Source organism: Cytobacillus sp., from assembly GCF_964223445.1.
Taxonomy (GTDB): Bacteria; Bacillota; Bacilli; order Bacillales; family Cytobacillaceae; genus Cytobacillus.
The window spans coordinates 1-16,298 of sequence record NZ_CAXQGS010000103.1 but is presented as its reverse complement, the minus strand read 5'-3'; the positions used below and the strand labels follow the sequence as shown (position 1 = coordinate 16,298).

General features: G+C 43.4%; 11 protein-coding genes. 9 read left to right on the top strand and 2 right to left on the bottom strand.

Annotation, left to right across the window (positions count from 1 at the left end; translation table 11 throughout):
* Positions 1–88: 88 nt before the first annotated feature.
* On the top strand, positions 89–436 hold the full coding sequence (locus ACEQ1T_RS18390; protein ID WP_370224113.1) for a VOC family protein: 348 nt from the start codon (positions 89–91) through the stop codon (positions 434–436).
* A 36-nt stretch (positions 437–472) separates the two neighbouring features.
* Here ACEQ1T_RS18390 and ACEQ1T_RS18385 read toward each other — a convergent pair whose 3' ends face one another.
* Positions 473–1,681, bottom strand: coding sequence for an MFS transporter (locus ACEQ1T_RS18385; RefSeq protein ID WP_206841801.1), 1,209 nt, complete (start codon positions 1,679–1,681; stop codon positions 473–475).
* Between the two features lie 268 nt (positions 1,682–1,949).
* Between ACEQ1T_RS18385 and ACEQ1T_RS18380 the strand changes: the two genes are divergently transcribed.
* The 4 genes from ACEQ1T_RS18380 (at position 1,950) to tatC (ending at position 6,204) form a co-directional block, all read left to right on the top strand.
* The gene (locus tag ACEQ1T_RS18380) at positions 1,950–3,407 is read left to right on the top strand and encodes a sodium:alanine symporter family protein (protein ID WP_206841803.1); all 1,458 of its coding nucleotides are present in this window, start codon (positions 1,950–1,952) and stop codon (positions 3,405–3,407) included.
* A gap of 180 nt (positions 3,408–3,587) precedes the next feature.
* Positions 3,588–5,228, top strand: a complete 1,641-nt coding sequence (locus ACEQ1T_RS18375) for a PhoX family phosphatase (protein WP_370224110.1) — start codon at positions 3,588–3,590, stop codon at positions 5,226–5,228.
* A 9-nt stretch (positions 5,229–5,237) separates the two neighbouring features.
* Positions 5,238–5,423, top strand: a complete 186-nt coding sequence (locus tag ACEQ1T_RS18370) for a twin-arginine translocase TatA/TatE family subunit (RefSeq protein ID WP_009335004.1) — start codon at positions 5,238–5,240, stop codon at positions 5,421–5,423.
* Positions 5,424–5,478: 55 nt separating this feature from the next.
* The gene (gene tatC / locus ACEQ1T_RS18365) at positions 5,479–6,204 is read left to right on the top strand and encodes a twin-arginine translocase subunit TatC (protein ID WP_197204899.1); all 726 of its coding nucleotides are present in this window, start codon (positions 5,479–5,481) and stop codon (positions 6,202–6,204) included.
* A 63-nt stretch (positions 6,205–6,267) separates the two neighbouring features.
* Here the strand turns inward: tatC and ACEQ1T_RS18360 are convergent, their stop codons facing one another.
* Positions 6,268–7,524: a S8 family serine peptidase gene (locus ACEQ1T_RS18360; RefSeq protein ID WP_206841809.1), complete on the bottom strand. Its 1,257-nt coding sequence runs from the start codon at positions 7,522–7,524 to the stop codon at positions 6,268–6,270.
* Between the two features lie 248 nt (positions 7,525–7,772).
* On the opposite strand from ACEQ1T_RS18360, the gene ACEQ1T_RS18355 reads away from it, so the two are divergent.
* The 4 genes from ACEQ1T_RS18355 to ACEQ1T_RS18340 form a co-directional block, all read left to right on the top strand.
* Positions 7,773–8,906 (top strand): zinc-dependent alcohol dehydrogenase, encoded by a 1,134-nt coding sequence (locus ACEQ1T_RS18355; protein ID WP_370224109.1) that lies wholly within the window; start codon positions 7,773–7,775, stop codon positions 8,904–8,906.
* Positions 8,907–9,044: 138 nt separating this feature from the next.
* Complete coding sequence (locus ACEQ1T_RS18350) at positions 9,045–10,283, top strand: ATP-binding protein (protein WP_370224107.1); 1,239 nt, start codon at positions 9,045–9,047, stop codon at positions 10,281–10,283.
* Positions 10,284–10,545: 262 nt separating this feature from the next.
* Positions 10,546–14,064: a bifunctional 2',3'-cyclic-nucleotide 2'-phosphodiesterase/3'-nucleotidase gene (locus tag ACEQ1T_RS18345; RefSeq protein WP_370224106.1), complete on the top strand. Its 3,519-nt coding sequence runs from the start codon at positions 10,546–10,548 to the stop codon at positions 14,062–14,064.
* A gap of 231 nt (positions 14,065–14,295) precedes the next feature.
* On the top strand, positions 14,296–16,298 hold a 2,003-nt coding region (locus ACEQ1T_RS18340), incomplete at its 3' end, for an immune inhibitor A domain-containing protein (RefSeq protein WP_370224105.1).

The following is a 16,298-nucleotide window of genomic DNA, read 5'->3' as shown; positions in this document are numbered from 1 at the left end:
GAAACGCTGGCTTTTTATTTTTCTCAGAAGGTTTTTGTAAGAAGATGTTGAATAAACTCCATATAAAATCCTTTTTATGGAGGCTCAAATGTTTACAAGAATCGATACAGTCTTTCTGCAGGTTACTGATTTTGGAAAAGCCATTGAATGGTACAGTACAGTGCTTGGTTTCCCGGTAAGGTGGAGGGATGACAAGGGAGGGTATGCAGCCCTGGAAATCGGAGAAACGCCATTAACCCTTGTGCGTTCTGAAAAAGTAATTCCTTCCTCTCATATGCCATTTAACTTTTATGTTTCCGATATTGATGAAGCACATCAGCATCTGGCAGGACAAAAGGTGAAAACCGGTCCAATCCAGGCGGATGAAACGGTAAAGTGGTTTGAGTTTGAAGATCCTGACGGCAATAAGCTTGGCGTATGCCATTTTAAAGAATAATGAAAAGCTGCCTTTTTAAGGCAGCTTTTCCAGTTACTAATAAGAATCCTTCGCAAGCTTGGGATGGCGGTTCATCGCTCCGAGCAGAATCAGCCCGCTCAGGATGAGGAGTAAGCTTGTGACAACGAACACTGCAGAAAAACCCAGATAGCCTGAGATCAAACCGCCGATGACCGGTCCGATGATGTTGCCGAAAAAGCGGAGGCTAGTGTTGTAGCCAAGCACTTCACCTTGCATGGCGACCGGTGCTTCCTGGCGGATATAAGCGATCCGGACAGGGATGATGCCTCCGATGGTTATTCCAAGCGCGAAGCGGACAAGAACAAGCTGCCACATGTTTGAGACAAATCCTCCCGGCAGATAAAACACGCCTGCGAGGAAGAGGAGAATAACCAATGTTTTAATATAGCCATGCTGGTCTCCGATTTTTCCCCATTGCCTGGCCATCAGCAGATTGCCAAGCCCTGCAGCCGAAAAAGCAATTCCCGCAAAGAATGCCAGATTTTCCGGTCCATGCAATTCACTGACATATAAAGATAATATAGGCTGGATGCTGAAGTGGGCGATTTGAACAAGCGTTGATATCAGCATGACTGTCAGCAGGACAGGATTGCTGATAATATGCTGGATGACTGCCTTGCTTGAATACCTTGTCTGCTCGCCCTTTTTTGTTTGAACTTTGTGTTCTTTTGTAAAAAAAACAAGAAAGGCAGAAACAAAGATGGCGATGGAGGTCCATTTAAAGGTATCTGAAAATCCGAATAAATCAGCGAGGACTCCGCCGAGAAGAGGGCCCATCAATGAACCTGTTATGCTTCCGGTCTGCAGTGTCCCCATCACCCTGCCGGCAATTTCCTTCGGAGTCTGCGTGGAAATAAACGCCTGGGACATTCCGATGAAGCCTGTAAAAATTCCCGTAAACAGCCTGAGAAAAAACAGCTGCCAGACGTTTGTCACGTACCCCATCAGGAAGATGGAAATGCCCATCCCGATTCCGGACAGAATCAATATTTTCCTTCGCCCAAAAAGGTCCCCGATTCTTCCCCACACAGGTGAAAAAAGAAACGCAGTCACAAATGTGATCGCAAACGTCCACCCTGACCAATGCTGCACATAAGTTGGAGAGTGGTCGCCAAAACTTTCTATATATAACGAAATAAAGGGAAGCACCATCGTCATGCTGCCTGCCACAAAGAAATTGGCAAACCACATGATCATTAAATTTCTTTTCGTCTGTTTTATCATGTTTGAAACACTTCTTTCCGGTCAACATTTCGTTTCCCTAAATATATAATACTAAAAATTTCAAAAAAGAGGAAGGGTTATGCTATTACTCTAATCTTTATATATCCTGTAAACTATGATAAAAACGGGTTTTTTTAAGGGAAATGCCACAATTTCTATGACATTTTTACCAGAGTCCGTGAAAAAAACATTGTCTTATAACAGTATTTATTCTATAATTCCTAATAGGAAAAAGATTCAGAATATATATGAAAAAGGGGGAAGTTATTTGGAAGCTTTTGTTAATCAGCTAAACGGCATATTATGGAGCACACCTGTTATTTACATCTGTTTAGCAATAGGGTTGTTCTTCTCAGTCTTAACTCGATTTTTGCAGGTCCGCCATATCAAGGATATGGTACTGCTCATGTTTCAAGGGAAAAGTTCCGCAGCGGGCGTTTCATCTTTCCAGGCCTTATCTATTGCTCTTTCCGGCCGTGTAGGAACTGGTAACATCGCAGGTACTGCGACTGCCATCGCAATGGGTGGACCTGGTGCTGTATTCTGGATGTGGGCCATCGCTTTTATCGGAGCAGGCAGTGCATTCGTTGAATCAACGCTGGCACAGATTTACAAAGTGAAAAAAGATGGGCTTTACCGAGGCGGTCCGGCCTATTATATTGAAAAGGGAATCGGAATTAAATGGTTTGCAGTCCTTTTCGCTATTTCTGCATTGCTGGCTATGGCGCTTTTAATGCCTGGCATCCAGTCAAACTCAATTGCACTTGGAATGGAAAATGCATTTGGGATAGATAAAACAGTAACAGGTCTTATAATTATCGGGTTACTTGCACTGATTATTTTCGGCGGTGTTAAGCGTATTGCAACTGTAGCTCAATATACGGTTCCTTTTATGGCAGTGGGTTATATTTTAGTCGCTTTAATTATTATTGCCATGAACATTGGTGAGCTGCCTGGTGTAATTTCGTTAATTTTCAGCAGTGCCTTTGGCGCAGACTCCATGTTTGGGGGAATTATCGGAAGCGCAATCGCCTGGGGTGTAAAACGCGGAATTTATTCAAACGAAGCTGGTCAGGGTACAGGCCCGCATGCTGCTGCAGCTGCTGAGGTTTCCCATCCTGCCAAGCAAGGTCTTGTGCAGGCATTCTCTGTATATATTGATACGCTATTCGTATGTTCCGCAACAGCTTTCATGATTCTATTTACTGGAATGTTCAATACAGTCGGCGCTGATGGAAAGACTCCAATTGTAGAAAACCTTCCAGGAGTGGAAGCTGGTCCTGGTTATACACAGGCAGCTGTTGAATCTGTTCTTCCAGGCTTCGGTGCCGGATTCGTTGCTGTTTCTCTTTTCTTCTTTGCTTTCACAACCATCATGGCCTACTACTATATGGCTGAAACAAACGTAGCTTACCTGATTAGCGGCAAGAACAGCAAGCTGGCGATGTTTATTCTGAAGATTGTCTTGCTTGCTGCAACATTCTATGGTGCTGTTAAAACAGCAGGCCTGGCGTGGGCACTCGGAGATGTTGGCTTGGGACTAATGGTTTGGCTGAATTTAATTGCCATCGTTATCTTAAGAAAACCGGCTCTGATTGCACTGAAAGATTACGAGGCCCAGAAGAAACAAGGTCTTGACCCAGTATTCAATTCCAAGAAGCTTGGCATTAAAAATGCTGAGTATTGGGAAGAGGAATACAAGCCTCAGGAAGAAAAAGTATCTTAATAGAAAGATAATAGTTGTCCGGCTGATGCCGGGCATTTTTTTTTACAATTTTTAAATCTACTTTTACAATTTTCAGGTTATTTCTTAGCATTCTCTTAATATTCATCTTTTAGTATTGTACTTGGGTTTGGTACATAAATACGATGCAATCATTTCAAATAATATGAAGAGGTGCTTAGGATGACTGAATTGAATCGCCGCAAGTTTTTAACGTATGTAGGTACAGGTGTGGGAGCATTGACTGTAGCTTCGACAGGTTTGGGGGCAATGGTTCCAAGAGCGGAAGCTAAGGGTGTTGAGGCAGCCTCCCATTTATTCGGATTCCAGAAGAAAATCTCTGGTTTGAATTTTAAGCCGATTGACCCGACAGATAAAGACGATCTTGTTTTGCCGCGTGGATACAAATACGATGTTGTGGCAGCCTATGGGGATGTCATTAACAAAAAAGGCGATACATTCGGCTTTAACAATGACTTTACATTATATTTTCCAATTGATAAGGACAAGCGCGGTCTCTTATGGGTGAATCATGAATATTCAAGCGATCTATTTGTTCATGGTGCAAGGCCGGCAAATGGCAAATATACCGCAGCGCAAATTCAGAAAATGCTTTACAACCAGGGCGGATCGATAATCGAGGTCTACCGTGATAAAGAAGGTACATGGAAAATGGATACGGATTCCAAATATGCGCGCCGTATTACAGGCTTGACTCCGTTCCAGCTTACAGGTCCTGCCAAAGGTTCAAAAGCAGTGGGCGGTGCAACGAATGTACAGGGGACCTTTGCCAATTGTTCTGGCGGCATGACATTGTGGGGCACAGTTTTATCAGCTGAGGAAAATTTCGAATCTACCTCTAAGGATGCAGGATTAAATGATACACATTATGGCTGGATTGTGGAAATCGATCCGTTTGATCCTAATTTTAAGCCGCGCAAGCACACAGCCCTTGGCCGTTTCAACCATGAAAATGCAGCAGTTGGCCTGACCAATGACAATCGGGTTGTGGTATATATGGGTGATGATAAAAAGGATGCATGCGTGTATAAGTTCATCAGCAAAAATAAATATGTAAAGTCCCGCGGAAAAGCCAACGCAGACCTTCTGGAAGAAGGGACACTTTATGTGGCTAATATGGGTAGCGGAAAATGGGTGCCATTAACGATCGAAAATGTGCAGAAAGCCGTCAAGGGGGATGCAGACCTTTTAAAGAAATTCCAGACACAGGCTGATGTGGCTGTTCACTGCCATGAAGCAGCTCTGCTTGTGGGCGGAACGCCTACTGACCGTCCAGAAGATGTAGAAATCAGCCCGTTCGATAAAACGGTATTCATTGCCCACACCAACAATGATAAACATGGCAACTTCCACGGCCATATTACCAGATTTATCGAAGAAGGAGATGACCTGGGGGCACTGACTTTTGATTTTGAAATCTTCGCAGCCGGCGGAAAACAGAGCGGATTTAGTGCACCTGATAATCTGACTTTCGACAGCCTTGGAAATCTTTGGACTGTAACAGATATGTCATCAAGCAAGCTGAATACAGGAATCTACACGCATTTCGCCAACAATGGCATGTTCGTCATCCCGACGATCGGAAAAAATATCGGTGAAGCCTTTCAGTTTGCTTCAGCTCCAGTTGAAGCGGAACTAACTGGCCCATCCTTTACACCAAACGAGACAACCCTGTTCCTGTCCATTCAGCATCCGGGAGAAGAGACGGAAGACCTGAACAATCTGACAAGCAAATGGCCGCACCGCAAGGGAGATACTATGCCGCGTCCGGGAGTTGTGGCGATTACAGGCTTTAAATACTAGGAGGTTACTATGCTATCAAATATCGGGATACCAGGATTGATAATTGTTCTAGTGCTGGCGCTGATCATTTTCGGCCCATCCAAGCTTCCTGAAATCGGAAGGGCATTCGGCACAACCCTGAAAGAATTCAAGAAATCCACACGCGAACTTGTTTCCGACGAACAGCCGGAAGAAAAGAAAAAAGAATTGCTATAAGAATGAATAGGGAAGGGAGGGATATCTTCCTTCCTTTTATATTGAGGTGATTAATATGAATAATGAGGCAGTAAATGTTCTCCAGCATTTTGAAGAGCTCCGGAAGAGGCTGATGATTATAGCTGCTGTCTTTATAGCGTTCCTGGCACTATCCTTTATTTTTGTCAGCGACATTTACCAGTGGCTGGTTAGGGATCTGGACTTTAAATTGGCTGTTCTCGGACCCTCTGAGATTTTATGGGTCTATTTCATGCTTGCGTCTGTTGTCGCCATTGCAGCCGCCATCCCGGTTGCTGCCCATCAAATCTGGCTGTTCGTCAGCCCGGCACTTACCGGAATGGAGAAAAAGGTGGCCTTATCCTATATTCCCGCGTTATTTTTCCTGTTCATTACCGGTATAGCATTCGGATATTTCATCCTTTTGCCGCTGGTTCTGAATTTTTTAATGACCTTATCAGGAGATATGTTCACCGCCTTTTTTACAACGGAAAAATACTTTCGATTCGTGCTGCATTTAACACTGCCATTCGGCTTCCTGTTTGAGCTTCCGGTTGTGATTATGTTCCTGACCAGTCTTGGCATCCTCAATCCTTATTCACTGCAGAAGATTAGGAAGTATGCATATTTCGTGCTGATTGTGGTTGCGATTTTGGTTACACCCCCTGATTTTATTTCAGATATATTGGTCACATTGCCTCTTCTGCTGCTGTACGAGGCGAGTGTGAGCCTGTCCAAAATCATTTATAACCGAAAGCAGAAAAGGCAGGCTCTCTTGCAGTAACTTTAATTTAAATCAGAACAAAAAAAGCTTGGACCGCAATGTCCAAGCTTTTCTATTATTCACTTACTTTACTCGCGGGAAGCCAAAGCCTGATGCATAATCGTCACCAGCGGCAGCTCCCGTTCCGCCAAGAATATCATTTTGCTTGGCGCGGTTCTGAAGCTCGGTGCGAAGCTGTGCATGGGACATTGATGGATTCTGGGCCCAGATCTTAGCAGCCAATCCGGATACATGAGGAGTAGCCATGGATGTGCCGCTGATTGTGCTGTAGCTGCCATCATACCATGTGGATTCAATCGCTCTGCCTGGTGCAGACACCTCGACATCACGCTCCTGGATGAGGTAGTCTCCATCAGTTGCAGGGTTGCCCCTTGATGAAAAATCGGCAACACGGTATGAACCATTTTGCTGAACATTTTCCAGAGCGGCCACTGCAACAGCATTCACTAATGCGCCGGGATAGCCAATCGTATTATCGGCAGGACCATCGTTTCCGGCAGCAGCAACTACGAGGACACCTTTGCTGTAGGCGTAATCAACTGCATCCGCAATCAATGTGCTCTTAGAGCTTGAACCTAATGACATGGAAATGACCACTTTAGATCCTGTGCGGACCGCTTCATCGGCCGCATGCTTAATAGCTCCTGCGATGTCATCAGAATACCCTGATCCTCTGTCGTTTAACACCTTATATGCCCAAAGATCTGCGTCTGGCGCTACTCCGTAAACACCTTGTCCGTTCTCGCCGCCATGAGCCAGCACAGTACCCGCAACATGTGTGCCGTGTCCGTTCTTGTCCCCGCAGCTTCCGTCAATTAAAGGGGACTTTCTTTGTGTAAAGTCCTTGCACTGTTCAGCTTGCCCGGCGAGATCAGCATGTGCTGTATTTACTCCTGTGTCCAGAACGGCAACTTTTACCCCGTTTCCGCCTGAAGTGCTTTGGATGGAGCTGTCATTGTAAATGGCCTCAATTCCCCAAGGTGTACCATCTGCCGGAGCTGACGCAGCCCCCGATCCAGGTTTCGCTGCGGTCACAGGTGAGTTCTTAACTTCTTCAACTCTATCAATCTTTAAGTTTTTATTTTTTAAAAGTGCCTGATACTGTTTAGCATTTACTGTAGTAGTAAAACCATTCTGTCCAAAATCCCATCGTACTCCATAGTTCGATTTTGCCTTTGCTTTTTCTGCACTTGGGCCCTGAATGACGACCCGATAGGTTTCATTGCTCTCAACCTGCTGACCGAATGCCCCTGACGCAAATACGGATAGTCCCATTGCTGCACTTAGTATTGCTGACCCAATGACTCTTTTTTTCTTCATTCAAAATCTCCTCTCAGAATATGTATGGTCACAGCTGAAGAGCTGTAACTCTATTATATTTATAAAATTCAGAATAATAAAACAATACTTTGGGCCTATATTTGCTTAAATTTATCATTTCTATTAAAAAACCCCAGACAGGCATCCTCACTTGCATAATAATATTCTTTCAGTAATAGGTAAATATTTCATATTGTGAAGTTAATCATGCAATAAGGAGGGTAAAAGTCTATAAAGGAGTGTGAAATATGAGAGCAGTAACCTACCAGGGAGCGAAAGATATTCAAGTAAAAAATGTGGAGGATCCCAAAATTGAAAAGCGGGATGATGTCATTGTCCGGATCACCTCAACTGCCATTTGCGGATCGGACCTTCATTTATATCAGGGGAATATGCCATTGCGGCCCGGCTATGTTATCGGGCATGAACCCATGGGAATCATTGAGGAGACAGGTCCTGATGTGACAAGGGTAAAGAAAGGCGACAGGGTGGTCATACCATTTAATGTATCGTGCGGGCATTGCTTCTATTGTCAGCATAATATGGAAAGCCAATGTGATAATTCGAACCCGCATAATGATTCAGGCGGCTATTTTGGCTATACTGAGAAATACGGAAACCATCCGGGCGGTCAGGCAGAGTTTCTCAAGGTGCCGTTTGGCAATTTCATGCCATTTGTTATACCGGAGTCGTGCGAGCTGGAGGATGAATCACTGCTCTTTTTATCGGACGTTCTGCCGACAGCCTATTGGAGCGTGGAACATTCAGGCATTAAAGCGGGAGACACGGTCGTCGTCCTCGGCTGCGGTCCCATCGGGTTAATGACTCAGAAATTTGCCTGGATGAAAGGAGCTAAACGGGTAATTGCAGTAGATCATCTCGATTACCGCCTCAATCACGCCAAGCTTACCAATGATGTGGAAGTCTATGACTTTACGAAATATGATGACATGGGAGCATATATAAAGGAAATCACCCAGGGCGGAGCTGATGTGGTCATTGATTGCGTCGGCATGGACGGGAAGAAATCCGCTGTAGAGAAAATAGAACAGAAGCTTAAGCTCCAGGGCGGAACGCTTGGCCCGATCCAAATCGCGACGAAAGCAGTCCGTAAATTTGGTACTGTCCAGCTGACCGGTGTGTACGGGCTGACTTATAATCTGTTCCCGCTCGAGGAATTTTTCTCGAGAAACATCACCATTAAAATGGGCCAGGCCCCTGTGGTGCACTACATGCCTGAGCTATTTGAAAAAATAACGAATAAGGAATTCGATCCGAAGTCAATCATCACTCATCAGATTTCTCTCGAAGAAGCAGATCGTGCGTATAAAATTTTTAATGACCATGAAGATGACTGCATTAAAGTCATCTTAAAACCGTAATAAATACAAACCGGCCTGGATATCCCATGGCCGGTTTTTTGAAGTTTAAGAATATAACATATTATACATGTTTCGACATAAACGTATATAATAGTGCTAAAGACACAATATTAATAGAGTTAACCAAGGAGCATGTAGATGAAAGGCTTTAATCAACAGACTTTGATAAAAGAAGAAACAAAAGCAGTTATGCTTTTTATATGGCTATTCTATATCATTTTAACACTTTATGATTTGTTTTATTATTATCTGCTTCCCCTCAATACTGGCGGCAGCATCGGGCTTCCAAAGGGCGGGCTTGGATGGGGTTATTATCTGGCTATTATCGGGCTCTTGCCTTTAGCGCTGTATTTAATCAGGACAAAACGCCCTTTTCAGGTAAAATACTTATTTTTTGCAGGGTTTTTCCTGATAGATTTTAGTAACAGCATGCTGATCTATTTCGGAGAATCGAAGGAATTTCAGAGCGGAAGTGCAGTAGAACTTTTATTTATTATATTTTCACCGATTTTTGTGAATAAGCGCTATTTTTGGATAGTAACCGGCGGAATGATTGCGAAGTATCTGCTTGCCGGCTTACTGTTGAGCAGCCAAAAGGTAATGGTGCCAATCGTGCTTATGGCCATTTTTTCAAGTGTTTCATATGTTCTGCTGAACCGTTTCTATTCCTATATTCACTCGCTGACACATGTTTTCCAGGAGCTCCGCCAGACTGAAAAGCTGGCTGCTGTCGGTCAGATGGCTTCGGCAGTCGGCCATGAAGTAAGAAATCCTTTAGCAGCATTAAGAGGGTTTACTCAGCTGCAGATGGAAAAACATCCTGAAGATCAGGACCGCTATAAAATCATGATTGAGGAAATCGACCGCATTAATCTGATTGCCGATGACCTTATGATCTTAAGCAAGCCAAGACTGCCTATGTTTAAAAGAGTTGAACTGAATGCAGTGATTAACTATGTTATCTCGATCATACATGAACAGGCAGCCAATCAGAACATCCGTCTTGAAACAGAAAATCTGGAAGCTGTTCCTAAAATTCAGTGCGACGAAAATATGCTTAAGCAGGCTTTTATTAATTTGGTTAAGAATGCGATGGAATCTATGACAGAAGGCGGCACGATCCTGATTTCGGCCAAAATGGCGGAGGGCGATCAGGTTTTGATCAGTATTAAAGATGAAGGCTGCGGGATCGATGCTGAAAATATGGAACGGGTCGTGGATCCATTTTATACAACTAAACCGGATGGAACCGGTTTAGGGCTGATGGTTACCAAGCAGATTGTGGATGAACACAAGGCGGGAATCACTTTTGAAAGTGAAAAGGGGAAAGGGACAATTGTGAACCTTACTATTCCTATAGAGCAGCCAACCCAATAAAAAGAATTCAGGAGGATGTCATTTAATGTTCAGGGCAGACCTGGAAAATAGTAACTGACATTATAATAATACTATTCGAAATCGTACAGCACCCTATGAGGGTGCTGTATTTTATTAGGTAAATAGGCTTCTTTTTTACAAAAATTTAATAATTTTCCTATGTTAATTCCGACTAATTGCTCATTCTCAAATAAGTCTAAAAATAGATAGAATTATGAATGTTATCATCCTAATCTACTATAATTTGAGGAGATGTATTCATTTGAAAAAGCCTATGCGCAAACTTGGAAAGACGATACTCGCAACAACGATGGCCCTATCTGTCTTAGCAGCTCCTATTTCATATGATTCTGTCATGGCGGCAAAGCCTGATCATGCAGGGAAACCGGAAATTAAATTCAGCCATGAAGTAAGCCTGCGGATACTGGGAACAACAGATATACATACACACCTTTATAACTATGATTACTATAAAGATGCAGAAACCATTGAATTTGGTCTGGCTAAAACAGCTACCTTAATCAAACAGGCAAGAAAAGAAGCAAAGAATACATTATTATTTGACAACGGAGACCTCATTCAGGGTAATCCGCTTGGCGATTATAAAGCAAAAGTAGATCAGCTTGAGGATGGGGAAATGCATCCCGTGTTCAAGGCTATGGAACTATTAGATTATGATGCCGCTACGGTAGGAAACCATGAATTCAATTATGGCCTCGATTATCTGGATGAGGTTCTGGATGATGCGCCATTTCCTTATGTAAATGCCAATGTCTACAAAGACGACGATGATAATAATCCGGAAAACGATAAAAATTACTTTAAACCATATAAAATCATCAAGAAAAAAGTCGTTGATGAAAAAGGAAGAAAACAGGTCATTAAGGTTGGGGTTATCGGTGCTGTGACTCCGCAGATTACACAATGGGACAAAGCCAATCTTGATGGAAAAATCATCACAAAAGACATTGTAAAATCAGTAGAAGCCAATATTCCTAAAATGAAAGAAGAGGGTGCGGACATTATCATTGCACTTGCGCACTCCGGCATGGGGGACGCAGCATATGCTGAGATGGAAGAGAATGCAGCCTACGACTTAACAAAAGTAGAAGGCATTGATGCGGTTATTTCCGGACACAACCATAAGAATTTTCCGGGAGATTTCACCGATCTTCCTGAAGTGGATGCAGAAAAGGGAACGGTCAACGGGGTGCCCTTCATCATGCCGGGCAGCTGGGGCAATCAGCTTGGCGTTATGGACCTGACTATTGCCAAGGTAAAGGGCAAGTGGGAGGTTAAGGATTCCCAGTCATCTTTAAGGTCTATTTTCAGAAGCTATAAAAATGAATCCGGCGCGACCGTCAAGGAAAGCCTTGCAGATGCAGATCCTGCTATTTTGAAAGCTGTAAAGGAAGAACATGAAGGAACCGTGAATTATGTCCGCCAGCCTGTCGGGGAAACAACAGCTGATATCCACAGCTATTTTGCACTTGTAAAAGATGACCCGTCCATTCAAATTGTGACGAATGCACAGAAGTGGTATATTGAGAAGCAATTAAAAGGAACACCAGATGAAAATACACCAGTGCTTTCGGCGGGAGCTCCTTTTAAAGCAGGCGGCCGCAACGGGGCAAGCTATTACACATATATCCCTGAAGGCACAATCGCCATTAAAAATGTAGCCGATCTATACCTGTATCCGAATACAGTCGCTACGGTAAAAATTAAAGGGGCAGATGTGAAGGAATGGCTTGAAATGTCTGCAGGCCAGTTCAATCAGATAAAAGATAATGAAGCGGGAGAACAGTCACTCATTAATAATGATTTCCCTACTTATAACTATGATGTAATCGATGGTGTGACATATGAGATCGATGTAACAGAACCTGCTAAGTATGATAAAGATGGCAAGCAGGTTAATGCTGATGCAAACAGAATCAAAAATCTTCAGTATAACGGAGCACCTATTGATCCGGATCAGGAATTCATCGTTGTGACAAATAATTATCGGGCCAGCGGCACTTTCCCTGGAGTCAGAAACAACACGGCAGTAGAGCTTTATCCGGATGAAAACCGCCAGGCGATCATTGATTATATCCGAGAAGAACAAACCATCGATCCTTCTGCAGATGCCAATTGGTCATTTGCACCGGTTGCCGGTGGCGTAAATGTAACGTTCGAATCTTCACCGGATGCAAAGGATGCGATTGCTGAAGGCAGCGGAATCGGCTATGCGGGGGAAGCAGCCAATGGCTTTGCGAAATATTCGCTTCAATTCCCGGAGCCAAAGCCATTTGAAGTCCAACTTTTGGGGATCAATGATTTCCATGGTCAGCTTGATACATTTAATTCCGGTTTGAATGCGGGTGGAATCGAGTATTTAGCTGCACACTTAAAACAGCGTGAAGCAGAGAATCCCAATACAATTATGCTGCATGCAGGTGATGCAGTAGGGGCGAGCTCCCCTGTTTCGGCCCTACTTCAGGACGAGCCAACAATTAAAATGCTTAATGAGATCGGCTTTGATATAGGTACAGTCGGCAACCATGAATTCGATGAAGGGGTAGACGAAATGCGACGCCTTATCAATGGCGGGGCCCATCCAAAAACTGTAGAGAAGTATGGCGAGTTTGAAGGAGCAAACTTCCCGTATGTTGCAGCTAATGTAGTGGATGAAACAACAAAGGAGCCAATCCTTGATCCCTATGTAATTAAAGAAGTAAATGGAGTGCCAGTCGGCTTTATTGGCATTGCCTATTCCGATACTCCTGGAATTGTTACGCCAAGCGGAACGGCAGGTGTAGAATTCACGGACGAAGCGGAAGCAATCAACAAGTACACAGCTGAGCTGAAGGAACAGGGTGTTAAATCGATTGTGGTCATTACTCATAACCCTGTAAAGTCCGATATAGATGGGTCTAATCCTCAAGAGGAACTCGCTGACATTGCGAATGCAGTTGATGATGAAGTGGATGTGATGTTTGGCGGCCATAACCATCAGTACACAAATACTGTGGTGGACGGGAAATTGCTTGTTCAATCTTATTCCTATGGAACTGCTTTTTCCGATGTGGACTTAACAATTGATCCAGTGACGAAAGATATTGTTGCTAAAAAGGCTGAAATCGTAAGCGCCACACGTGACGTTGAACCTGATGCAGAAATTAAGCAAATGCTTGATGCTTATATTGCTGATGTCGCTCCGATTTTAAATGAAGTCATCGGTCATACTTCAACAGGTATTACGAGAGAGGTAAATGCTGATGGAGAATCTCCGATGGGCAACCTGATTGCAGATTCCATGATTGCGCAGACCAATACCGATTTTGCCTTCATGAACTCAGGCGGCGTCCGTGCAGGCATTGATGCTGGAGATATTACGTGGAAAGAAGCTTTTACGGTACAGCCTTTCGGAAATGACCTTGTGACATTGACATTGACCGGTGCCCAGATAAAAGAACTTTTTGAACAGCAATGGGGTTCAAAAGAAAGAATCATGCATGTTTCCGGCTTAAAGGTGACGTACGATTCTTCGAGAGCTGCTGGAGATCGGATTGTTTCTTTAGTAAAGAACGATGGAACGCCAATCGCTGCAGAACAGGAATATTCTGTGACGGTAAACAACTATATGGCTGATGGTGGAGACGGCTATAGCGCCCTTTTAAACGGCAGGAACCGCACTGTGGATATCGTCGACCTTGATGCTTTAATCAACTACATTAAAGAGCAGAAAGAAGTAAACCCGGCGGTTGAAGGAAGAATTACTAAATTGAATAAATAACAGGAAGGGAGCATCAGGCAGTCTGATGCTCCTTTTCTATATCCCTCGAAAATAGGTATAGGTACCCGTTTTTTCTTTTAGCGGCGGATAAATTGATTAAAATTACCTACTCAAATGTTATCAAAATATTAAAATAACAGTATTGTTAGACTATTAAAAACTTTATGTTAATTTGATAGAATTAATCTCGCACTTCGAAAATTCAGAAAAACTAAATAGGAGGCTATAAGAATGAGTAATAAGAAAAAACCTTTTAAGGTTGTATCTTCCATTACAGCCAGCACGATGATGGCAGCTGCACTATTTGCGGGATCTTTTGCCGGGACAACAGCAGCTCCTTCAAAAGTTTCAGCAGAGGAACTTTCTGCACCGATTGATTTGAATATTGTGAATGAAGACAGGCTGGGGAAGGCATTAAAAGACAGAGGATTGGTTAAAAAGGATGCTTCCTCTAAAGAAATAGAAAAGGCAGTTAAGGAGTACATAAAAGAAAAGCAAGGTGAAAAGCAGCCTGGAAATTCAGCAAATAGCCATGACCATAAGGATGAGTTTGATAAAAAAACAAAGGATTTCTTAACGAAACAAAAAGAACAGATGACAAAGCAGCTGAATAAAGGTCATAAAAACTATAAAAAGGGCAAACCGGACGGCTATGTAAAAGTAGATCCGGCCAAAGAAGCAAGCTACAATGGTGATGTCAGAACAGACAAAGTGCTTGTGCTTCTAACTGAATTTGAAGATTTCAAGCATAACAATGTAACTCAGGAAGAGGGATATATGTACGCTGAGGATTTCAACAAAGAGCACTATGAGAAGCTGATGTTTGGCGATACTGAATTTGAATTATTTAATGGAGATAAAGTAAAAACGTTTAAGCAGTTCTATGAAGAGCAGTCCGGCGGCAGCTACACTGTGGATGGCACTGTGTCAGAATGGCTGACAGTCCCTGGAAATGCGAGCGATTATGGTGATGATAGTCCTGCCGGAGGTCATGATAATCTATCACCTCTTGGACCTCGCGACTTAGTAAAAGAGGCTTTAAAAGCAGCTGTGAACGCTGGAATGGATCTTTCGGAATATGATGAATTTGATTTATATGATTTAGATGGAGATGGAAACTTTAATGAGCCTGATGGATTAGTTGATCACCTCATGATTATCCACGCCGGCACAGGACAGGAAGCTGGCGGCGGAGCGCTTGGTGATGATGCCATCTGGTCACACCGCTGGACACTTGGCGGAGTATTTGCTGTTCCGAATACTACAGCCAAGGTAGATTATTGGGGCGGAAAAATGGGTGCATTCGATTATACCATTCAGCCTGAAGATGGAGCGGTCGGGGTGTTTGCCCATGAGTTTGGACATGATTTAGGATTGCCGGATGAGTATGATACGCAATATACCGGTCAAGGTGAGCCGGTTGCTTCATGGTCCATCATGAGCGGCGGCAGCTGGAACGGCGAAATAGCAGGTACTGAACCAACTAGTTTCTCACCGCAAAATAAAGAATTTTTCCAAAAAGGCATGGGCGGAAACTGGGCTAATATTATGGAAGTAAATTATGAAGATATTGATAATAAAGGTTTGGCAACTGTTATTGACCAAAGTGTAACCAAATCTAAAAACCCTGGAATTGTAAAAGTAAATCTTCCAGAAAAAGAAGTAAAGGGGATTGCACCTGCGTTTGGCGAGAAATATTACTACAGCACGAAGGGTGATGATCTTCATACGACTTTGACGACGCCTGAATTAGACTTAACAAATGCGGAAACAGCTGCCTTCAATGCGAAAGTTTACTATGATATTGAGTTTGATTATGATTATCTGACTGTTACTGCAAAAGCAGACGATGGGACAGAAGCTGAGCTCGATGTAATTGGTGATGATGATACAGATGGGGATGCCCGTGCTGAATCTTCAAAAGGCGAATGGGAAGATAAGACATATGACCTAAGCGGATTTGCCGGTAAAAAAGTTAGCCTGACATTCGAATATGTAACAGATGGCGGCTTGGCATTGGACGGATTTGCGATTGATGAAATCACTGTAACTGCTGATGGAAATGTGATTTTCACAGACGATGCTGAAGGCGGGACACAGATGACTCTTGACGGATTCATTGTTTCCAACGGAATCAGCTATGCGAAGAACCATTATTATCTGGAGTGGAGAAATTACGCAGGCTCCGACGCTGCCCTTGCCCAATCAAGAGGAGTTATATACATCACTGGTTT